The organism is Bacillus sp. FSL K6-0993 (assembly GCF_037977205.1).
Taxonomy (GTDB): Bacteria; Bacillota; Bacilli; order Bacillales; family Bacillaceae; genus Bacillus; species Bacillus subtilis.
Window position 1 is genome coordinate 2,455,931 of sequence record NZ_CP150275.1, and the last position, 13,331, is coordinate 2,469,261.

The 13,331-nt window shown below is 42.0% G+C and carries 17 protein-coding genes and 1 tRNA gene; 3 read left to right on the plus strand and 15 right to left on the minus strand.

Annotated elements, in window-relative coordinates; genetic code table 11:
* Window positions 1–10: 10 nt before the first annotated feature.
* Window positions 11–847 carry an RsbT co-antagonist protein RsbRD gene (rsbRD, locus tag MHH79_RS12750; RefSeq protein WP_015384093.1) on the minus strand — a complete coding sequence of 279 codons (837 nt, stop codon included), beginning with the start codon at window positions 845–847 and terminating at the stop codon, window positions 11–13.
* Window positions 848–933: 86 nt separating this feature from the next.
* Between rsbRD and MHH79_RS12755 the strand changes: the two genes are divergently transcribed.
* Window positions 934–1,004: transfer RNA gene (locus MHH79_RS12755), tRNA-Gln, on the plus strand.
* Between the two features lie 66 nt (window positions 1,005–1,070).
* On the opposite strand, the gene mgsR is transcribed toward MHH79_RS12755, so the two are convergent.
* On the minus strand, window positions 1,071–1,451 hold the full coding sequence (gene mgsR, locus MHH79_RS12760; RefSeq protein ID WP_003230147.1) for a transcriptional regulator MgsR: 381 nt from the start codon (window positions 1,449–1,451) through the stop codon (window positions 1,071–1,073).
* Between the two features lie 231 nt (window positions 1,452–1,682).
* On the opposite strand from mgsR, the gene MHH79_RS12765 reads away from it, so the two are divergent.
* Window positions 1,683–1,928 carry a DUF2626 domain-containing protein gene (locus tag MHH79_RS12765; protein WP_003226300.1) on the plus strand — a complete coding sequence of 82 codons (246 nt, stop codon included), beginning with the start codon at window positions 1,683–1,685 and terminating at the stop codon, window positions 1,926–1,928.
* A 39-nt stretch (window positions 1,929–1,967) separates the two neighbouring features.
* Here MHH79_RS12765 and MHH79_RS12770 read toward each other — a convergent pair whose 3' ends face one another.
* Window positions 1,968–2,603, minus strand: coding sequence for an MBL fold metallo-hydrolase (locus tag MHH79_RS12770; protein WP_014480263.1), 636 nt, complete (start codon window positions 2,601–2,603; stop codon window positions 1,968–1,970).
* 156 nt (window positions 2,604–2,759) lie between these two features.
* On the opposite strand from MHH79_RS12770, the gene MHH79_RS12775 reads away from it, so the two are divergent.
* Entirely contained in the window at window positions 2,760–2,933 is a 174-nt protein-coding gene (locus MHH79_RS12775) for a DUF2759 family protein (protein WP_003230141.1), read from the plus strand.
* A 31-nt stretch (window positions 2,934–2,964) separates the two neighbouring features.
* Here MHH79_RS12775 and MHH79_RS12780 read toward each other — a convergent pair whose 3' ends face one another.
* The 12 genes from MHH79_RS12780 to MHH79_RS12835 form a co-directional block, all read right to left on the minus strand.
* Window positions 2,965–3,279 (minus strand): MTH1187 family thiamine-binding protein, encoded by a 315-nt coding sequence (locus MHH79_RS12780; RefSeq protein WP_003230139.1) that lies wholly within the window; start codon window positions 3,277–3,279, stop codon window positions 2,965–2,967.
* Window positions 3,280–3,281: 2 nt separating this feature from the next.
* A complete protein-coding gene (locus MHH79_RS12785; protein ID WP_340034567.1) occupies window positions 3,282–4,343 on the minus strand; it encodes a hypothetical protein in 1,062 nt (353 codons plus the stop codon).
* A 61-nt stretch (window positions 4,344–4,404) separates the two neighbouring features.
* Window positions 4,405–5,535 (minus strand): M14 family metallocarboxypeptidase, encoded by a 1,131-nt coding sequence (locus tag MHH79_RS12790; protein WP_080467309.1) that lies wholly within the window; start codon window positions 5,533–5,535, stop codon window positions 4,405–4,407.
* Between the two features lie 82 nt (window positions 5,536–5,617).
* Window positions 5,618–7,534 carry an LTA synthase family protein gene (locus MHH79_RS12795; RefSeq protein WP_100506306.1) on the minus strand — a complete coding sequence of 639 codons (1,917 nt, stop codon included), beginning with the start codon at window positions 7,532–7,534 and terminating at the stop codon, window positions 5,618–5,620.
* Between the two features lie 115 nt (window positions 7,535–7,649).
* The gene (glcK, locus tag MHH79_RS12800; protein ID WP_003230132.1) at window positions 7,650–8,615 is read right to left on the minus strand and encodes a glucose kinase GlcK; all 966 of its coding nucleotides are present in this window, start codon (window positions 8,613–8,615) and stop codon (window positions 7,650–7,652) included.
* Window positions 8,616–8,625: 10 nt separating this feature from the next.
* Window positions 8,626–8,841, minus strand: coding sequence for a YqgQ family protein (locus MHH79_RS12805; RefSeq protein WP_004399107.1), 216 nt, complete (start codon window positions 8,839–8,841; stop codon window positions 8,626–8,628).
* 109 nt (window positions 8,842–8,950) lie between these two features.
* The gene (gene yqgP, locus MHH79_RS12810) at window positions 8,951–10,474 is read right to left on the minus strand and encodes a rhomboid protease YqgP (RefSeq protein WP_047182879.1); all 1,524 of its coding nucleotides are present in this window, start codon (window positions 10,472–10,474) and stop codon (window positions 8,951–8,953) included.
* Between the two features lie 89 nt (window positions 10,475–10,563).
* Window positions 10,564–10,737, minus strand: coding sequence for a hypothetical protein (locus MHH79_RS12815; protein ID WP_003230126.1), 174 nt, complete (start codon window positions 10,735–10,737; stop codon window positions 10,564–10,566).
* A 66-nt stretch (window positions 10,738–10,803) separates the two neighbouring features.
* Window positions 10,804–11,367 carry a 5-formyltetrahydrofolate cyclo-ligase gene (locus MHH79_RS12820; RefSeq protein WP_063335299.1) on the minus strand — a complete coding sequence of 188 codons (564 nt, stop codon included), beginning with the start codon at window positions 11,365–11,367 and terminating at the stop codon, window positions 10,804–10,806.
* 84 nt (window positions 11,368–11,451) lie between these two features.
* Entirely contained in the window at window positions 11,452–11,601 is a 150-nt protein-coding gene (gene rpmG, locus MHH79_RS12825; RefSeq protein ID WP_003153056.1) for a 50S ribosomal protein L33, read from the minus strand.
* A gap of 83 nt (window positions 11,602–11,684) precedes the next feature.
* The gene (locus MHH79_RS12830) at window positions 11,685–12,764 is read right to left on the minus strand and encodes a glycosyltransferase family 4 protein (protein ID WP_340034571.1); all 1,080 of its coding nucleotides are present in this window, start codon (window positions 12,762–12,764) and stop codon (window positions 11,685–11,687) included.
* Entirely contained in the window at window positions 12,761–13,231 is a 471-nt protein-coding gene (locus MHH79_RS12835; RefSeq protein WP_100506303.1) for a hypothetical protein, read from the minus strand. The genes MHH79_RS12830 and MHH79_RS12835 overlap by 4 nt, the downstream gene beginning before the upstream one ends.
* Window positions 13,232–13,331: the final 100 nt, after the last annotated feature.

Below are 13,331 nucleotides of genomic sequence, written 5' to 3' on the forward strand. Positions count from 1 at the left end.
GGCAAAGGCATCAACACTCTTTTATTTTAAACCCTTTATTGGCCAGGGCTTTAGCAAGACTTTGCTCGGTTTTCACATTCGAAAAATCCAGACCCAGCTTCACGACAGTTTGGGCAATTTCCGGCCTGATTCCTGAAATAATCGTCTCAATGCCGAGCAATTTGGTGCTGTCAATCACTTTAAAAATTTGATAGGCTACCATGGTATCAACGATAGGAACGCCCGAAATATCTAAAAATAAATACGAGAGCTTTAACGCTGAGCACTGCTCCAGCACAGACTCCAAAATCGTCCTCGCTCTGTACGTATCAATCTCACCGACAAGCGGAAGAATCCCAATTCCATCAGTAATCGGCATAATCGGCGCACTCAATTCATTAATCATTTCTTTTTGCGCGTTTAATTGTATCATGGTCACCTGGTGATATTCTTCCGTAAACACTTCGATGATCTCATCAATGTTTTGATTCAAGATCCGGCTCCACTCATAAAAATCCTGAATGCTGATGTCTTGAGAAGAAGCTTCGCTGAATTTCTGAATCCATTCAAACATGATATGCCTGAAGGTGTTAAACTGGCCGACACTTTCTGTTACCGTCACTTCATGAACGGCACGGTCTCTGGCGCATTGAAGAGACCACCGGTTGAGCTCATCCTCTACGTCTTCTTTTCTAAGGGATTTTGCTACGATGGTCACCAATAATTCATGCTGGTCTTTTAACTTTTGTTCTAGTTTTTGCTGATCTTTCGCTGAATACAGCCAGCTGCCTTTTGACGTACAAACTTCCAGCCATTGTTGCGTGATATCTTCTTTGTGCTCTGTTAAGTGCTGATCAAGAGCTATCATCTTAATGAGTTACCTCCTGTTTTTGAAAAATGTACGCTATATATGTATAACGCGTCTGCCTTTACACATACTATGTTTACATTCAATGGGCTATAGCCAAGCGGTAAGGCAATGGACTTTGACTCCGTGATCGTTGGTTCGAATCCAGCTAGCCCAGTTTCTGAACAGGTGAAAAACCGAAGATAAGCTGATTCGTATAAATCAGCGGATCTTCGGTTTTTCATCATGCAGATTGATGAACCGTTTTCTTCTTCGATAACTTCAACAGTTCTCCCGGGTTATAACCAATCACCAGCTTTTTGTTGTCTACTAGAATCGGGCGTCGCAAAAGCTTCGGCTTCTCGATTAAAAGTTCCAGCACCTCATTTACCGTCATTTCTTCAATGTTTAAATTTAAATTTTTGAAAGTCTGGCTTCTTGTCGCCAAAATTTCATCAATTCCTTCTGTCGTTAACGATAAAATGTACTTTAATTCTTCTCTTGTCGGGGTTTCTCTGAATAAGTGCCGTTCGTTAAATTCAATTTGATGTGCTTTAAGCCAATGTTTTGTTTTTCGGCATGACGTGCAGCTTGGATATGAGTAAAAAGTTAATTGTTGTTCCATTCGTTTTTTCCTCCTCAGTTAACCATCTCTTTGTAGAATAACTACCCGGATCATTTTTCATTTAAACCATTTACAGAACTTTTTTCGGATTATTTTTTAAAAAACATTCATACAATAGAAAACACAATCAAAGGGACAAATTCCATTTGTATATTAATAATGAAAATGTTTACATTTCTAGGTGTGATCTATTATAATAACAGTCAGAGGGACTCTCGGGAGGGGATAAAAATGAATCGCATGTTCCGGGTGTTAGGATTTTGGACGGGAATTTTTGCAGTCATGTTTTATTTAGGTGATATGAAAGATGCTTCCCTTTTATTTTTTGGACAGACGATCTTATTTGTGTTTCTATCGTATTTGAACTTAACCGAACGCATGTATATTTATATTTTTGGCGCTTATTTAACAATTTTCTTCGCCGGCTTTACATATTACTCAATTTTTATTATGGTGCCCGGCGGCGGAGGCCATTAAATGCAGAAAGAGACAAACCTTATCGGTTTGTCTCTTTTTTTACAATGAAAAACCATTTAAAAACGGATTTTGGTCCTGCTCAGTCAGTACGTCTGTTTCAGGTCCATGGCCGCTTAACACCAGCGTGTGTTCCGGAAGCGTAAGCAGTTTTTCATGAATGGACGTCAGCAGCGTCTCTTGATCGCCGCCTATTAAATCCGTACGTCCTATACCGCCTTGGAACAAAACATCACCGGAGATGACCAAGTCTGCATCTTTCACGTAGTAAGACACACTGCCTGGTGAATGTCCCGGCGTAAATAATGTTTCCAAATGAAACGGCCCGATATTCAACTCACCGTCACCTTCAATTAGATGATCTGCAGGCTTAGCTGTGACTTCTATCCCTCGCAGCATGCCGGAGCCGTTTAAAGAAGCATCCGTAAGCCAATTTTTTTCATTTTGATGCAGGTAAACAGGGATATCCCATTTTTCTCTCACTTCATCAAGCGCCCCAATATGGTCAAAATGGGCATGTGTAAGCAAAATGGCTAAAGGCGTCAGCCCTTTTTCTTTTATGTATTGATTGATTTTATGTCCCTCGCCGCCCGGATCAAAAATCAGGCATTGATCATCACTGATGAGAAAATATGCGTTCGCTTGAATCGGCCCTACTGGCATTCGTCTCCATTTCACTATTATCACCTCTTTCTTTTTTATGCTCTTATTATGAGGGTTTTTTAAAAAAGATTCAAACAATCGCATTGAAAACGCTATCGACAAACCTATAAAAAACGGGTAGAATAAAACTGGAAAGAATTGCAGGTTTTTCAATGTAAAGGGGGCTGTGTTATGTTACTTGTCGTGATTTTCGGCCTTGTCGCTCTTTTCGCTTTATGGGGAGTCTTGCGTTCTGTTAGAAATAAAAATATACTCGGGTTTTTATTAGCCGGTGCCACCTTATTTGTCTTTGGATGGTTTACCGTGATGACCGTAATAAACAGCGGGTATCCAACCGCACATTAAAACCTGTATCCGATCGGATACAGGTTTATTTTTATGGCTGTAAATGTTTATTGACACTTTCTATTTTGCTCTCAAGCGTCGTTTTTTTGTCACGCCTGTCATCGATACGGATATTCGTTGCCACTCTGTGCAATCCTTTTTGAAATGGCGCTTCGTGAATTGCCTGAATGACTGCAAAAAGGTCACTGAGTTCTCCCTCGATCAGCGTATTCATCGGTGTCAGCTGATATTTGATTTTCCCTTCTGCTTGATATCCTTCTAATATCTTTTGCACATCGGCTACGTAAGCACTGACACTGGGTGTTTCCGTACCGATTGGGATAATGGTTACATCTGCGATAGCCATCGTTATTCCATCTCCTTTTGATCAATGATAAGTTGCTTCGTTTCATGTGATTTCAATAAAAGAATTTGCTCAAAATGAAAGCCGTATAACGCATATTTCCCGTTCGGAGATATTTGAATCGGCTCCATTTCCCGCAGAGACACAAGATCTTTTGTCTCTCCCGATGCTACATTAACTGCTGCGAGCTTATATGCATCGCCGCTTTGTTTGAATGTATAAAACAGGCCTCCTGCTTCATCATAGTCATACTCCATTGGAGCCAAACTTGTATATTTCGCTTGGAGCGGCCATTTCGCTGTAACAGGTGATGTTGATTGCGGCGTTTTAAACTGATACGTCCCTTTTCCTCCGGAAGCTGATTTGACAGTAAAATTCATTTGATGGAAAGAATCGAAGAATAGAACGTCATCCTCAAGCTTCTGTTCCGTCTTAGAAGCTGTATCGAACGTATATAAAGGCCCTGTTTTATCGTCTCTTTCCTCTTTTACATAATCAAATGTATTTTTGGATGTCCAATGAATGAACGGAACCTGTACCGGACTTAAGAAAGATTCGCCTTTTTTAGCATTCACCTGATATGTATGGAAATCCCAGTTTTCATTGAATTCCGTAACCATCATTTGATAAGGATCATACTGATTCCAAGCAGCCTCAAGCTCATACGTTTCGTAATCTTTTTCGTAAAGCGTCTCCCCTTCTGCATTAAGCAAAACCACTGCCGTCTTTTGGCTATGTGTGATTTGCAGCAGAATCATCTGCTCCCTCGCATTGATTTGAACATCAACGATTTGACCATCCGTTTGATAGAGCTTTTTCGCTTCGCCTGTAAAGATGCGGTACGCAAAAAGCTCTGTTTTCGTCGGATTAGACGCAGTATATAATATTGTGCTGTTATTCAGCCAGCCTTCCGCCCCATCCGCTTTTTCCGCGGAAAGCGGTATGATGTCTTTTTTCTCATCTTTTGCCGCCGATGCCTGTTTTTGCTGCTGATGAGATGGTTCGCATGCCGATAGACTAAACAGCAATACCGTCAGCAGAATAAAACAAACTGATCTCATCAGCATTCCCCTCCGATCATCTTTATTCTCTCATATTTGCTTCGGCAGAAAAAAGAAAAAGTTTCAGTTACTCATGAAAAAATAACGCCCTCCACAAGATGCCGTTTGTGGCGTTATATATGTGTGAAAACTGCTGAAACGGCAAAGGATTTTGGCCTTTTCCAAGTTCCACCGTATACCCTTCCTTAAAATAATGGTGAATAAACCAATCACGAAATCCAGCATAGCTGTCTATATCCCTTACTCCCTTATAAATGTTCCCGCTTAACTCCTCAAAATCCTTTATGACGGCAGCAGATTCCTCAGGCTCAAGGCCTTTATAGCCCCAATAAATTTCTTCTCCTTGAGTATGAAGAGCCAGCAGTCTGTCAGGCGGATTCTCCGTGATCAGCCGGTACATCGCAATAGATTCCGGCTCCGTAAGCGGAGAGATTCCCGGAAAATCGCGGTAGCTGGGTGCTGTCGGTTTTCGGTATTTTTCAATTTCCCATAATGATGGAAATTGTTTATTTAAATCAACCCCGTTTATATTCGCCTTCCATTCATTAAAATTCGGACGATGTTCATTTAGCCTTTCGAGCTCATCTCTTCTGGCTCCCATGACTTCTGATCCGTTTAAAACAAGATCAACGCCATCCGGATTGACAAGAGGAACGAGGGATAAGGATGTGCTGTTAAACAGCTTTATGGGAGAAAAGCCAAAGAAAGGCGAATTGCAGCATAATGACATACAGTATTCCTTAAACCATTTTAGCAGGACAGACGTTGTAATCCACTCATTCGCATGAAATGACGCGTTCATATGGACCTTTTTTACGGCATGCTCCCCACCAGCCTTCAGCTCCCAGATAGGCCTGCCGAGTACAGAACGGCCAATTTCCCGGCATGAGACAAACGGAAAAACATCAATAATCTTCTTTATTTCCTTTTCAACAGCTGAATCATCATAGATTTTCTCTTGCTCAATCCAGCTATCAGAAAGTTCCAGCTGCCGAGGCTGTAAAAAGCGCTTTATGTCCTGAATGGTTTGAAGCTCTTTGCCGCTATGCTCCTCTATCACATAACCAGGGCAATACAATTGATGTTTTTGTGCGGAGCGATTTGCACTTTTAAGCAATTCCTCGTCTATCTTCAGTTCTTTCGCCACTCTGGCCAAATTGTTCTTGATCGCAGGTTTCACCGTAATAAACGCCATCATCATCCCCCTTTTTTGTTACTATATGACAGCGTATTTAAAAAAAGAAAGCCTCCCGCTCACTTTGACGCGGGAGACATTGTGATTACGATGCCTGATCAAGCATTTGTTTTTCTTTCCGTTTTGACGAATTGTCCAGCCTTTTCTGGTCATAAAATCGCAACAAATCCCCATAAATGATTTCATCAGAAAGTGATAGCTCCTGTTTTGCTTTATCAGCAAATGCTTCACATTGTTTTGTCTCTTCTAACGGTTTTCCCGTCTCTTTGTCATAACACGCACCGTCTGTATAAACAACCTGATCTGTGATAAAACTCCCGTCCCGGAGCACCGTAAAGTCCAGTTTTTCGTCTGAAAGCAGATCGTTGCCGAATTGAATTTGATCTTTCGTATCAATCCCTAAAAGATTCATCAGCGTCGGCCTGATATCAATCTGCCCGCCTACTGTTTCAATGGTTTGCGGCTTTTTATCAGTAATACCCGGAATATGAATGACCAGCGGCACTTTTTGGAGCTGTACCTCTTCAAATGGGGTTATTTCTTTTCCTAAAAACTGCCCCATCGCTTCATTATGGTTTTCTGATATACCATAATGGTCACCATATAATACAATAACAGAGTTGTCGTATAATCCGTCTTCCTTCAGCTTTTCGATAAACCGTTTTAGCGCCTCATCCTGATAACGCACTGTCGGAAAATATTTATTTAGCGTCTGGCTGCTTGAATCATATTCATCAATCAATTGATCCTCTTCATCAAGATCAAACGGGAAGTGGTTCGTCAGTGTAATCAGCCTCGAGTAAAACGGCTGAGGCAGATTTTTCATCAGCTCTGAAGACTGCTCAAAAAATTCTTTATCCTTCAGTCCCCAGCCGACTGAATTTTCGTCAGTTACATCATACGAGTTAATATCAAAAAACGAATCATATCCAAATGAGTCGTACATTAAATCACGATTCCAAAAGCTCTTATTATTAGCGTGGAGCACCGCTGAATAGTATCCGCTGTTTTTCAAAATTTCAGGAGCGGCCATATATTGATTGCCCGCATTCGTAAAAAACACGGCACCTCGTCCAAGCGGATACAGTGAATTGTCCACGATAAATTCAGAATCCGAGGTTTTCCCCTGGCCTGTTTGGTGGTAAACATTATTAAAGTTGTAGCTCTGTTTTATAAAGTCATTCAGAAAAGGCGTGATTTCTTCTCCATTTAATTTTTCATTAATCACGAAGCTTTGCGTCGACTCTAAGGATACGAGAATGACGTTCCTTCCTTTTGCAGCGCCGAATAAGCGTTTGTTGGCATCCTTCGCATTAGCGGTTACGTAGTTTTCAATTTCCGTCAGGCTGTTGCTGTCGGCCAACGCTCTCTGTGCGGATTGCTTTGACTGAAGAACGCCATCATAAATATGAAAATTAAACAGGCTAATGTTTTTAACAAGCATTTCTCTGTCAAATGAGCGTGTCAATAGCTGAGGTCTTTCCGCCTCAGACAAGCCCAGGTTGAAGAAATAAACAGAAGCAACGAACAAAAAATAAGCCGCCCGTTCATTTTTCGTTGAGGGAATGTCCGATTGAAAAGCTTTTTGCCGGATGTGAAGCCATATTAAAACCGCAATATCTACAGTTAATAGGAGGTCTGTCGGCTCAAGAAGTGTTCCGATGCTGCTTCCGAGATCACCCATATTGCTCGTTTGAAAAAGAACAGGGATTGTTAAGAAATCATTGTAAAAACGGTAAAAAACCATATTTGCCAGCAATACAAACGTGACAAGACAGCTCATTGCAATAATGTAGCGATTTCTGTTTTTGCCTTTTAAAAACAGGCTGAGGCCAAAAATAAGCAACAAAAAACTCAATGGGTTGATAAACAGAATAAATTCCTGTGTTAGATTGTCGATTTTAATATGAAAACTGGTTTTGTAAACAGCATACGTTTTCAGCCACATCAATAAAATGGCAATCAGCATAAATGAAATCTTCGAAAAAAACGTTTTTCGCATTTCAACCTCCTATGCAGCACGCTCAAAAAATCAGTCTATTCCCAACATTCTCATTAACACATCAAATTAAATCTTAACCTGAGCACAACAAAAAATCAATTTCATTTACACAATTTTAACAATTTTGATGTTTCAGCCATTCATTTTTAGCGATCCAAGCGCCTCCGATAACGCCGGCATCATTTCCAAGTGCTGCGATTGAAATATCAGCAGCTTGGGCCGCCCGCGGAAACGCGCATTTGCGGAATGTTTTCTCAACTTTTGATCTCAGCAGTTCTCCGGCTCTCGATACGCCGCCGCCAAGAACGATTTTGGATGGATTAAGCGAGCTTGCCAAATTTCCGAGCACCAAACCAAGGTGCTTGGCTACATAATCAACCACCTCAAGGGCAATTTCATCATTTTCACCCGCCGCTTCAAACACATCCCGCGCTGACAATTGTTCGGTTGCTTTTAAACGTGTCGTCTTTTTAGCATTTGCTATTTTTTCTTTTGCAATTCTTACAATTCCGGTTGCTGAAGCAATTGTTTCGATACAGCCCGTTTTGCCGCAGTTGCAGGGCGCTCCGCCTTCAGGGATGCTGCAAATATGGCCGATTTCTCCGCCGGCGCCATTTATGCCATGTACAATTTCACCATTTGCAATGATGCCGCCGCCAACTCCTGTGCCAAGCGTCACGAGAATGACGTCTTTTGCGCCATCACCCGCTCCCTTCCACATTTCCCCGAGCGCAGCAATATTCGCGTCATTTTCTATAACAGCTGGGATGCCGGTTTCTGTCTCCAGATGGTTTTTTAAAGCATAATTTTTCCACCCTAGATTTACTGTTTCATAAACAACTCCTGCCGCCATATCTACAGGGCCTGGTGCACCCATTCCGATGTATTTGATGATGTGCTTCGGTTTTTGCAGCTCATCCAGCTTGCTGTCGATTGTTTTTGCAATTGTGACAGTAATCGTGTCGCCGGTTTTATCAGTCGGAACTTCCCACTTATGCTGAATTTCGCCATATTGATTAATAAAAGCGAGTTTAATCGTCGTTCCTCCCAGGTCAATGCCCGCAAACCATATCTCGTCCATTTTTATCACCTTAGCCTTTATAAAAATCTCTTCCGTTTTTTGTTTGTTCCAATTCTTTTCGAAGGACAGCTGCCGCTCTGGCCCACTGCTCCTTTTCAATCATGTGGTTCATGTATAATTCCTTTAATTCATCCAGCATAAACTCAATTTCAAGCTCTCTGTCTCCAAAATAAACAATGTGGCCAAACGTTTTTAACAGCTGCTGCACATCATAAAATGTATTCATTTTCCTCACCATTTCTTGAACTTAACTATCATAAGCGTATTCATAAGGAAGCGGTCAGTCAAGAAGAAAACGCTGACAAAAAAGCCAGCCTCCTTTCCATATTCCACCTTTATGATTCTTTATTGTTTTCAATTTGTTGCTGAAGCTCCTTGTAGCGCTGCTCCTTCGGCTCCAATTTTAAAGCCAACCTGATGGCCTTTTCTGCTTGTGCAAGCTCATTTTTTTCCGCATACAATAAGGCTAAATTGTAATATGAGGCATGGTCTTTAGGTTCTTTTTTCACTGCTCGTTCCAAAAGGGAAACCGCCTGATCATATTCGCCGATTTTAATATCAGAAACAGCAAGAATTTTCAAAAGATCGGCAGAGGCATCTTTTTGCGCTGCTTCTCCGTTCAGCAATTCTGTTACTTCTTCATACTTTCCTTCCTGATACAGCTCGCTTGCCTGCTGAATCAGCGCTGACTCCTGGTGTGAAGGCGAATGCAATCCGTAATATAAAAATCCGGCAGCCAAAGCAATCAGCAAAACCGCTGACAACAATCTTTTTCCAAAGGCTCTGGCTTTGGGCAACCCCAATGCTGCTGCAGCGAAAAAGCCGCCAATCAAGCCGCCGATATGTCCTGAATTATCAATATTCGAAACCGCAAAACCAAAGCCCAGATTGATGATAATAATGACAATAATATTGGTCCCTATGGTTCTTAAAAACATTTTTCGATTAGACAAAGCAACATACAGTAATGCGCCTAAGCATCCGAATATGGCTCCTGATGCGCCTGCCGAAGGATACGGGCTGAACACAAAACTCGCAATCGAACCCGTAATGCCAGCAGCCAGATAAATCAGCAAAAACCTGCCCGATCCATACATCCGCTCAACCGCTGTACCAACCGACCATAAAGCCAGCGTATTAAAAGCTAAATGCGCTATGCCGATGTGAAGCACGATCGGTGTCAGAAGCCGCCACCATTCTCCTTGTGCAATCAGGCTGTTTTCTTTTGCTCCAAAAGCGACCAGCGTCTCCGTATTAGTGCTGCCTCCGTTTATTTCGAGCAAGAAAAACATCAGGATCTGAAGCGCAATAAATAAATATGTAAAAATCGGTTTTCCGTTTTGAAAAACCGCCGCTTCAGTTTTTCTCTGTTCTTCTTGTTTCAGCACTAGCGAAAGGAAGCGTTCTCGCGCCATTTGCGAGTCTTCAAACGAAATGTGTTCCTCTGTACAATCTTCTGTACGAAATGATGGAAAAACCGCTTGAAGATCATCTCGAAGCATCGTTCCTCTAACGATTGCCGGCTCAACTGACACAGTTCCCTTCTCAAAAGTTTTTTTTGCAATCTCTTCCCAGTCATCAACAGGGGCTTCCGTTGAAAAAAACACATTCAGCAGCTTCATCCTTCGTCTGCCCAATTGATGTCTGACTCGTTCTACTCGTTCGGCCTGCTCTTCGATGTCTCTAACCATTTCTTGACGGAAATCAAGATCGTGCTTATATAGACGAACTAGATCATGAGAGGACTTGTCCGGCGCTTCCAACCATATTTCATCTGACTCACCGGCTTGTATGACGCCATACCCGCTATTCACCAGGTGCGCCGCAATTTTCCAATATGTATACTCCAGCAAAAACATGTTTACCGCTCCAATAGTTTTTTTTCATTATAACAGCTGGCGCTCCGAAACGCCTACTGAAAGCAAAAAATCCCGTTTTTCACGGGATTTTAGAAAGCTTGTTGTATAAACTTATTGCGGATAAATGGAATTCTTAAAAACAAATGGATAAAAGACCGCCTGATTCCTGGCTGGCTCAGTACAGTATTCATAAGACGGTAGCGATTTTGATAAAACATGACGGCAGAAACCGCGAAAATGGCATATATCAAAAGTTTTTTCATTATATCCCTCCTGCCAATAGGGTTTGTTATTCTACCTTATTTATTCTCGAATAAGGGACAGGAAAGTTATGAAAAACAAGAAATAATCCGATCCTCTGTTATCAGCTTATGTACCGGGATGTCATGCGGCAGACTGGGTACGTGCGCAAACAACTGGCACTCCAAAAGCAAAGAGACTGTCTTCCCTTCATATTCACTTAAATAGCGATCATAATAGCCGCCTCCAAAGCCGACCCTAAACCCGTTAACATCAAAACAAACACCTGGAACGATCATCAAGTCAATTTGTGATGAGTTTACTTCTTTTGTTTTTTCAATTACCGGCTCGAGCAGTCCGGCGTACACGGTTTCGAGCTGATCATCGGTCTGATATGTCCGAAATTGCATTTTCTTCGTGTCCGGATAGCATTTTGGGATGCAAACTTGTTTTCCTTCTTCCCAAGCCTGCTCAATGACAGGACGCGTCGGTATCTCTAATCCTCTGGAAATAGTGACGGCAATGGTGCCGGCATTTTGCCACTCCGGCAGAGAAAACAAGTACTTATACATACGTTCCGTTTTTTGAAGAATATCTTCATTTGATAAAGCAGACAGTGCCTCCAGCGTCTTTTTTCTTAATTGTGATTTCATCTCTCATCCCCCTCGGAATAGAAAAAAAGCCAGAACCTTTTTCAAAGCTCTGGCTTTTTTCTTACACCTCAAACAGCAAGGCTGTTATTTTGTTTCACGGTGTAACGTAGATTTTTTATCACGTGGGCAATATTTTTTAAATTCAACGCGGTCTGGATTGTTGCGTTTGTTCTTTTTAGAAATATAGTTACGCTCACCACATTCAGTGCAAGCCAAAGTAATATTAACGCGCATTATTTTCCCTCCAAACTAAAATCATTTACTTATTCAGACTTATATATAATACCACTATAATGGACGGAATGCTAGGCTGTTTTTCAATGAATTGCTGAATTATTGAAGATACGCTCATAAAGCTGCAAATATGATGACATAATGAGTCGGGGGTGGTGGAGCTTGAACACTTGTTGTCTGCCAGCTTCTTTTATCCGGCGGGCTTTTTCCCGGTCTTTAAAAAAACTGTCCAGCAGATCAGCCGCTTCCTGTACGAGCGTAAAATCAGCGATGACTGCCGTTTTGTCATGAACGGCATAGTCACAAAAACCACCCGACTGAGAAACGACAGTCAACACACCTTGTTCCATGCTTTCTTGCGCGGCAAGCCCAAACGGTTCATAAGAACTAGGGAAAACAGCCATTTCACATTGAGACAGTAACGTTCTGATGTCTTTCCTATTGAGAAACGGCAGGAACATGACGCGATCCTTCAGGTTATATGCCGCAGCCAATTTCTCATAGCAGGACAGAGACGGCCCCTCCCCAGCCAGCACTAGATAGAGGTCAGGCTGACGCTGCTTCAAGATGGCAAACACCTTTAACAGCTGCGAAAATCCTTTTTCCGGAACAAACCTTCCATATGAAAAGAGTAATCTTCTATTCATGCTTCTTGGGATTTTCCCCTCCTCTCCCTCCATAGATGCAGGGCTCGGGATAACGGTTAATTTTTTATGTGCCGCCTTATCAAGAGACCGCTTCATAAATGTGCTTAATACGATCAATGCATCAGCGGATTCAATTAGGAGCCGTTCGGCCTTGAGCCTGTATGGGTGTGGGGCTTCTCGGCACACCTTCTTCCTTTCGCTTTCAAGACCGTGGATTGTCGCAGCAAGCGGAAGACCAAGCCGTTGTTTCAAATACTGGGCGGCAGGGGCTGTTGTGTCATCATGGGCATGAATCAGATCAAAGCGTTCATTGCGTGATAACACATGGCGAACCATTGTAAAGTTAGCATCAGCTATATAATCTTCAAACTTCGCATACGAAAACAGCTGCCCGCTCGGAGTACAAACCGTAATGTTGATTTGAGGGTTTAAATAGGAAATGAGGCGGTTTAAATGCACACCGAGCCCACTTTTCGGCTCATCGGGATGTTCGGGTGAAAGCATGAGAATGTTCACCGTTCTCTCTCCCCTCTCCCATAACAGGTGTATGCAGAAAATTGCTCCTCCCATCTGGTGTGCACTTCCTCAATCTGAAAGCTGCTTATATGACGAATCCCATTTTCATCAAGATAGATGTCGTATGTACCGGCAAGCTTGAGAGAGACATTCATTGAATTCACAATTCTGTATTCAGCCCGATATACAGCATCACCAGCCGTCTGTCTAATCGTCCATTCGCCTTTATCATACGTTGTGCGTTTTGTCCTGACAGCTTCAATGTCTTTTCTTTTGATGACAATGCGCAATTCTTTTATCATATCCTGCGTTTTTTCGAAAAGGACCGCTTCAGCCAGCCGCATTGTTTCTTCTGAGATTTCCCAGCTTACGGTCAAGGTGTGAGCGTTTTGAATGATTATGTCGAATGTGTCCCTAAAAAAGGAAAGCTTATGTCGTATATTATAGGGAAATGGGTGTTTATCCATGGACTCCTAACATTCTCCTTTCCAATCGTTCACTTCGTGTTCCTATTAAACCATTACATAAAGAAGAAGCAAAGAAAGATTTCTCGACAAAATCTCGTTT

What these genes read in the sequence shown, in the direction of transcription:
- rsbRD (WP_015384093.1), bottom strand. Translation starts at nt 847, where the DNA reads ATGATAGCTCTTGATCAGCACTTAACAGAGCACAAAGAAGATATCACG.
- mgsR (WP_003230147.1), bottom strand. Translation starts at nt 1,451, where the DNA reads ATGGAACAACAATTAACTTTTTACTCATATCCAAGCTGCACGTCATGC.
- MHH79_RS12765 (WP_003226300.1), top strand. Translation starts at nt 1,683, where the DNA reads ATGAATCGCATGTTCCGGGTGTTAGGATTTTGGACGGGAATTTTTGCA.
- MHH79_RS12775 (WP_003230141.1), top strand. Translation starts at nt 2,760, where the DNA reads ATGTTACTTGTCGTGATTTTCGGCCTTGTCGCTCTTTTCGCTTTATGG.
- MHH79_RS12780 (WP_003230139.1), bottom strand. Translation starts at nt 3,279, where the DNA reads ATGGCTATCGCAGATGTAACCATTATCCCAATCGGTACGGAAACACCC.
- MHH79_RS12785 (WP_340034567.1), bottom strand. Translation starts at nt 4,343, where the DNA reads ATGCTGATGAGATCAGTTTGTTTTATTCTGCTGACGGTATTGCTGTTT.
- MHH79_RS12790 (WP_080467309.1), bottom strand. Translation starts at nt 5,535, where the DNA reads ATGATGGCGTTTATTACGGTGAAACCTGCGATCAAGAACAATTTGGCC.
- MHH79_RS12795 (WP_100506306.1), bottom strand. Translation starts at nt 7,534, where the DNA reads ATGCGAAAAACGTTTTTTTCGAAGATTTCATTTATGCTGATTGCCATT.
- glcK (WP_003230132.1), bottom strand. Translation starts at nt 8,615, where the DNA reads ATGGACGAGATATGGTTTGCGGGCATTGACCTGGGAGGAACGACGATT.
- MHH79_RS12805 (WP_004399107.1), bottom strand. Translation starts at nt 8,841, where the DNA reads ATGAATACATTTTATGATGTGCAGCAGCTGTTAAAAACGTTTGGCCAC.
- yqgP (WP_047182879.1), bottom strand. Translation starts at nt 10,474, where the DNA reads ATGTTTTTGCTGGAGTATACATATTGGAAAATTGCGGCGCACCTGGTG.
- MHH79_RS12815 (WP_003230126.1), bottom strand. Translation starts at nt 10,737, where the DNA reads ATGAAAAAACTTTTGATATATGCCATTTTCGCGGTTTCTGCCGTCATG.
- MHH79_RS12820 (WP_063335299.1), bottom strand. Translation starts at nt 11,367, where the DNA reads ATGAAATCACAATTAAGAAAAAAGACGCTGGAGGCACTGTCTGCTTTA.
- rpmG (WP_003153056.1), bottom strand. Translation starts at nt 11,601, where the DNA reads ATGCGCGTTAATATTACTTTGGCTTGCACTGAATGTGGTGAGCGTAAC.
- MHH79_RS12835 (WP_100506303.1), bottom strand. Translation starts at nt 13,231, where the DNA reads ATGGATAAACACCCATTTCCCTATAATATACGACATAAGCTTTCCTTT.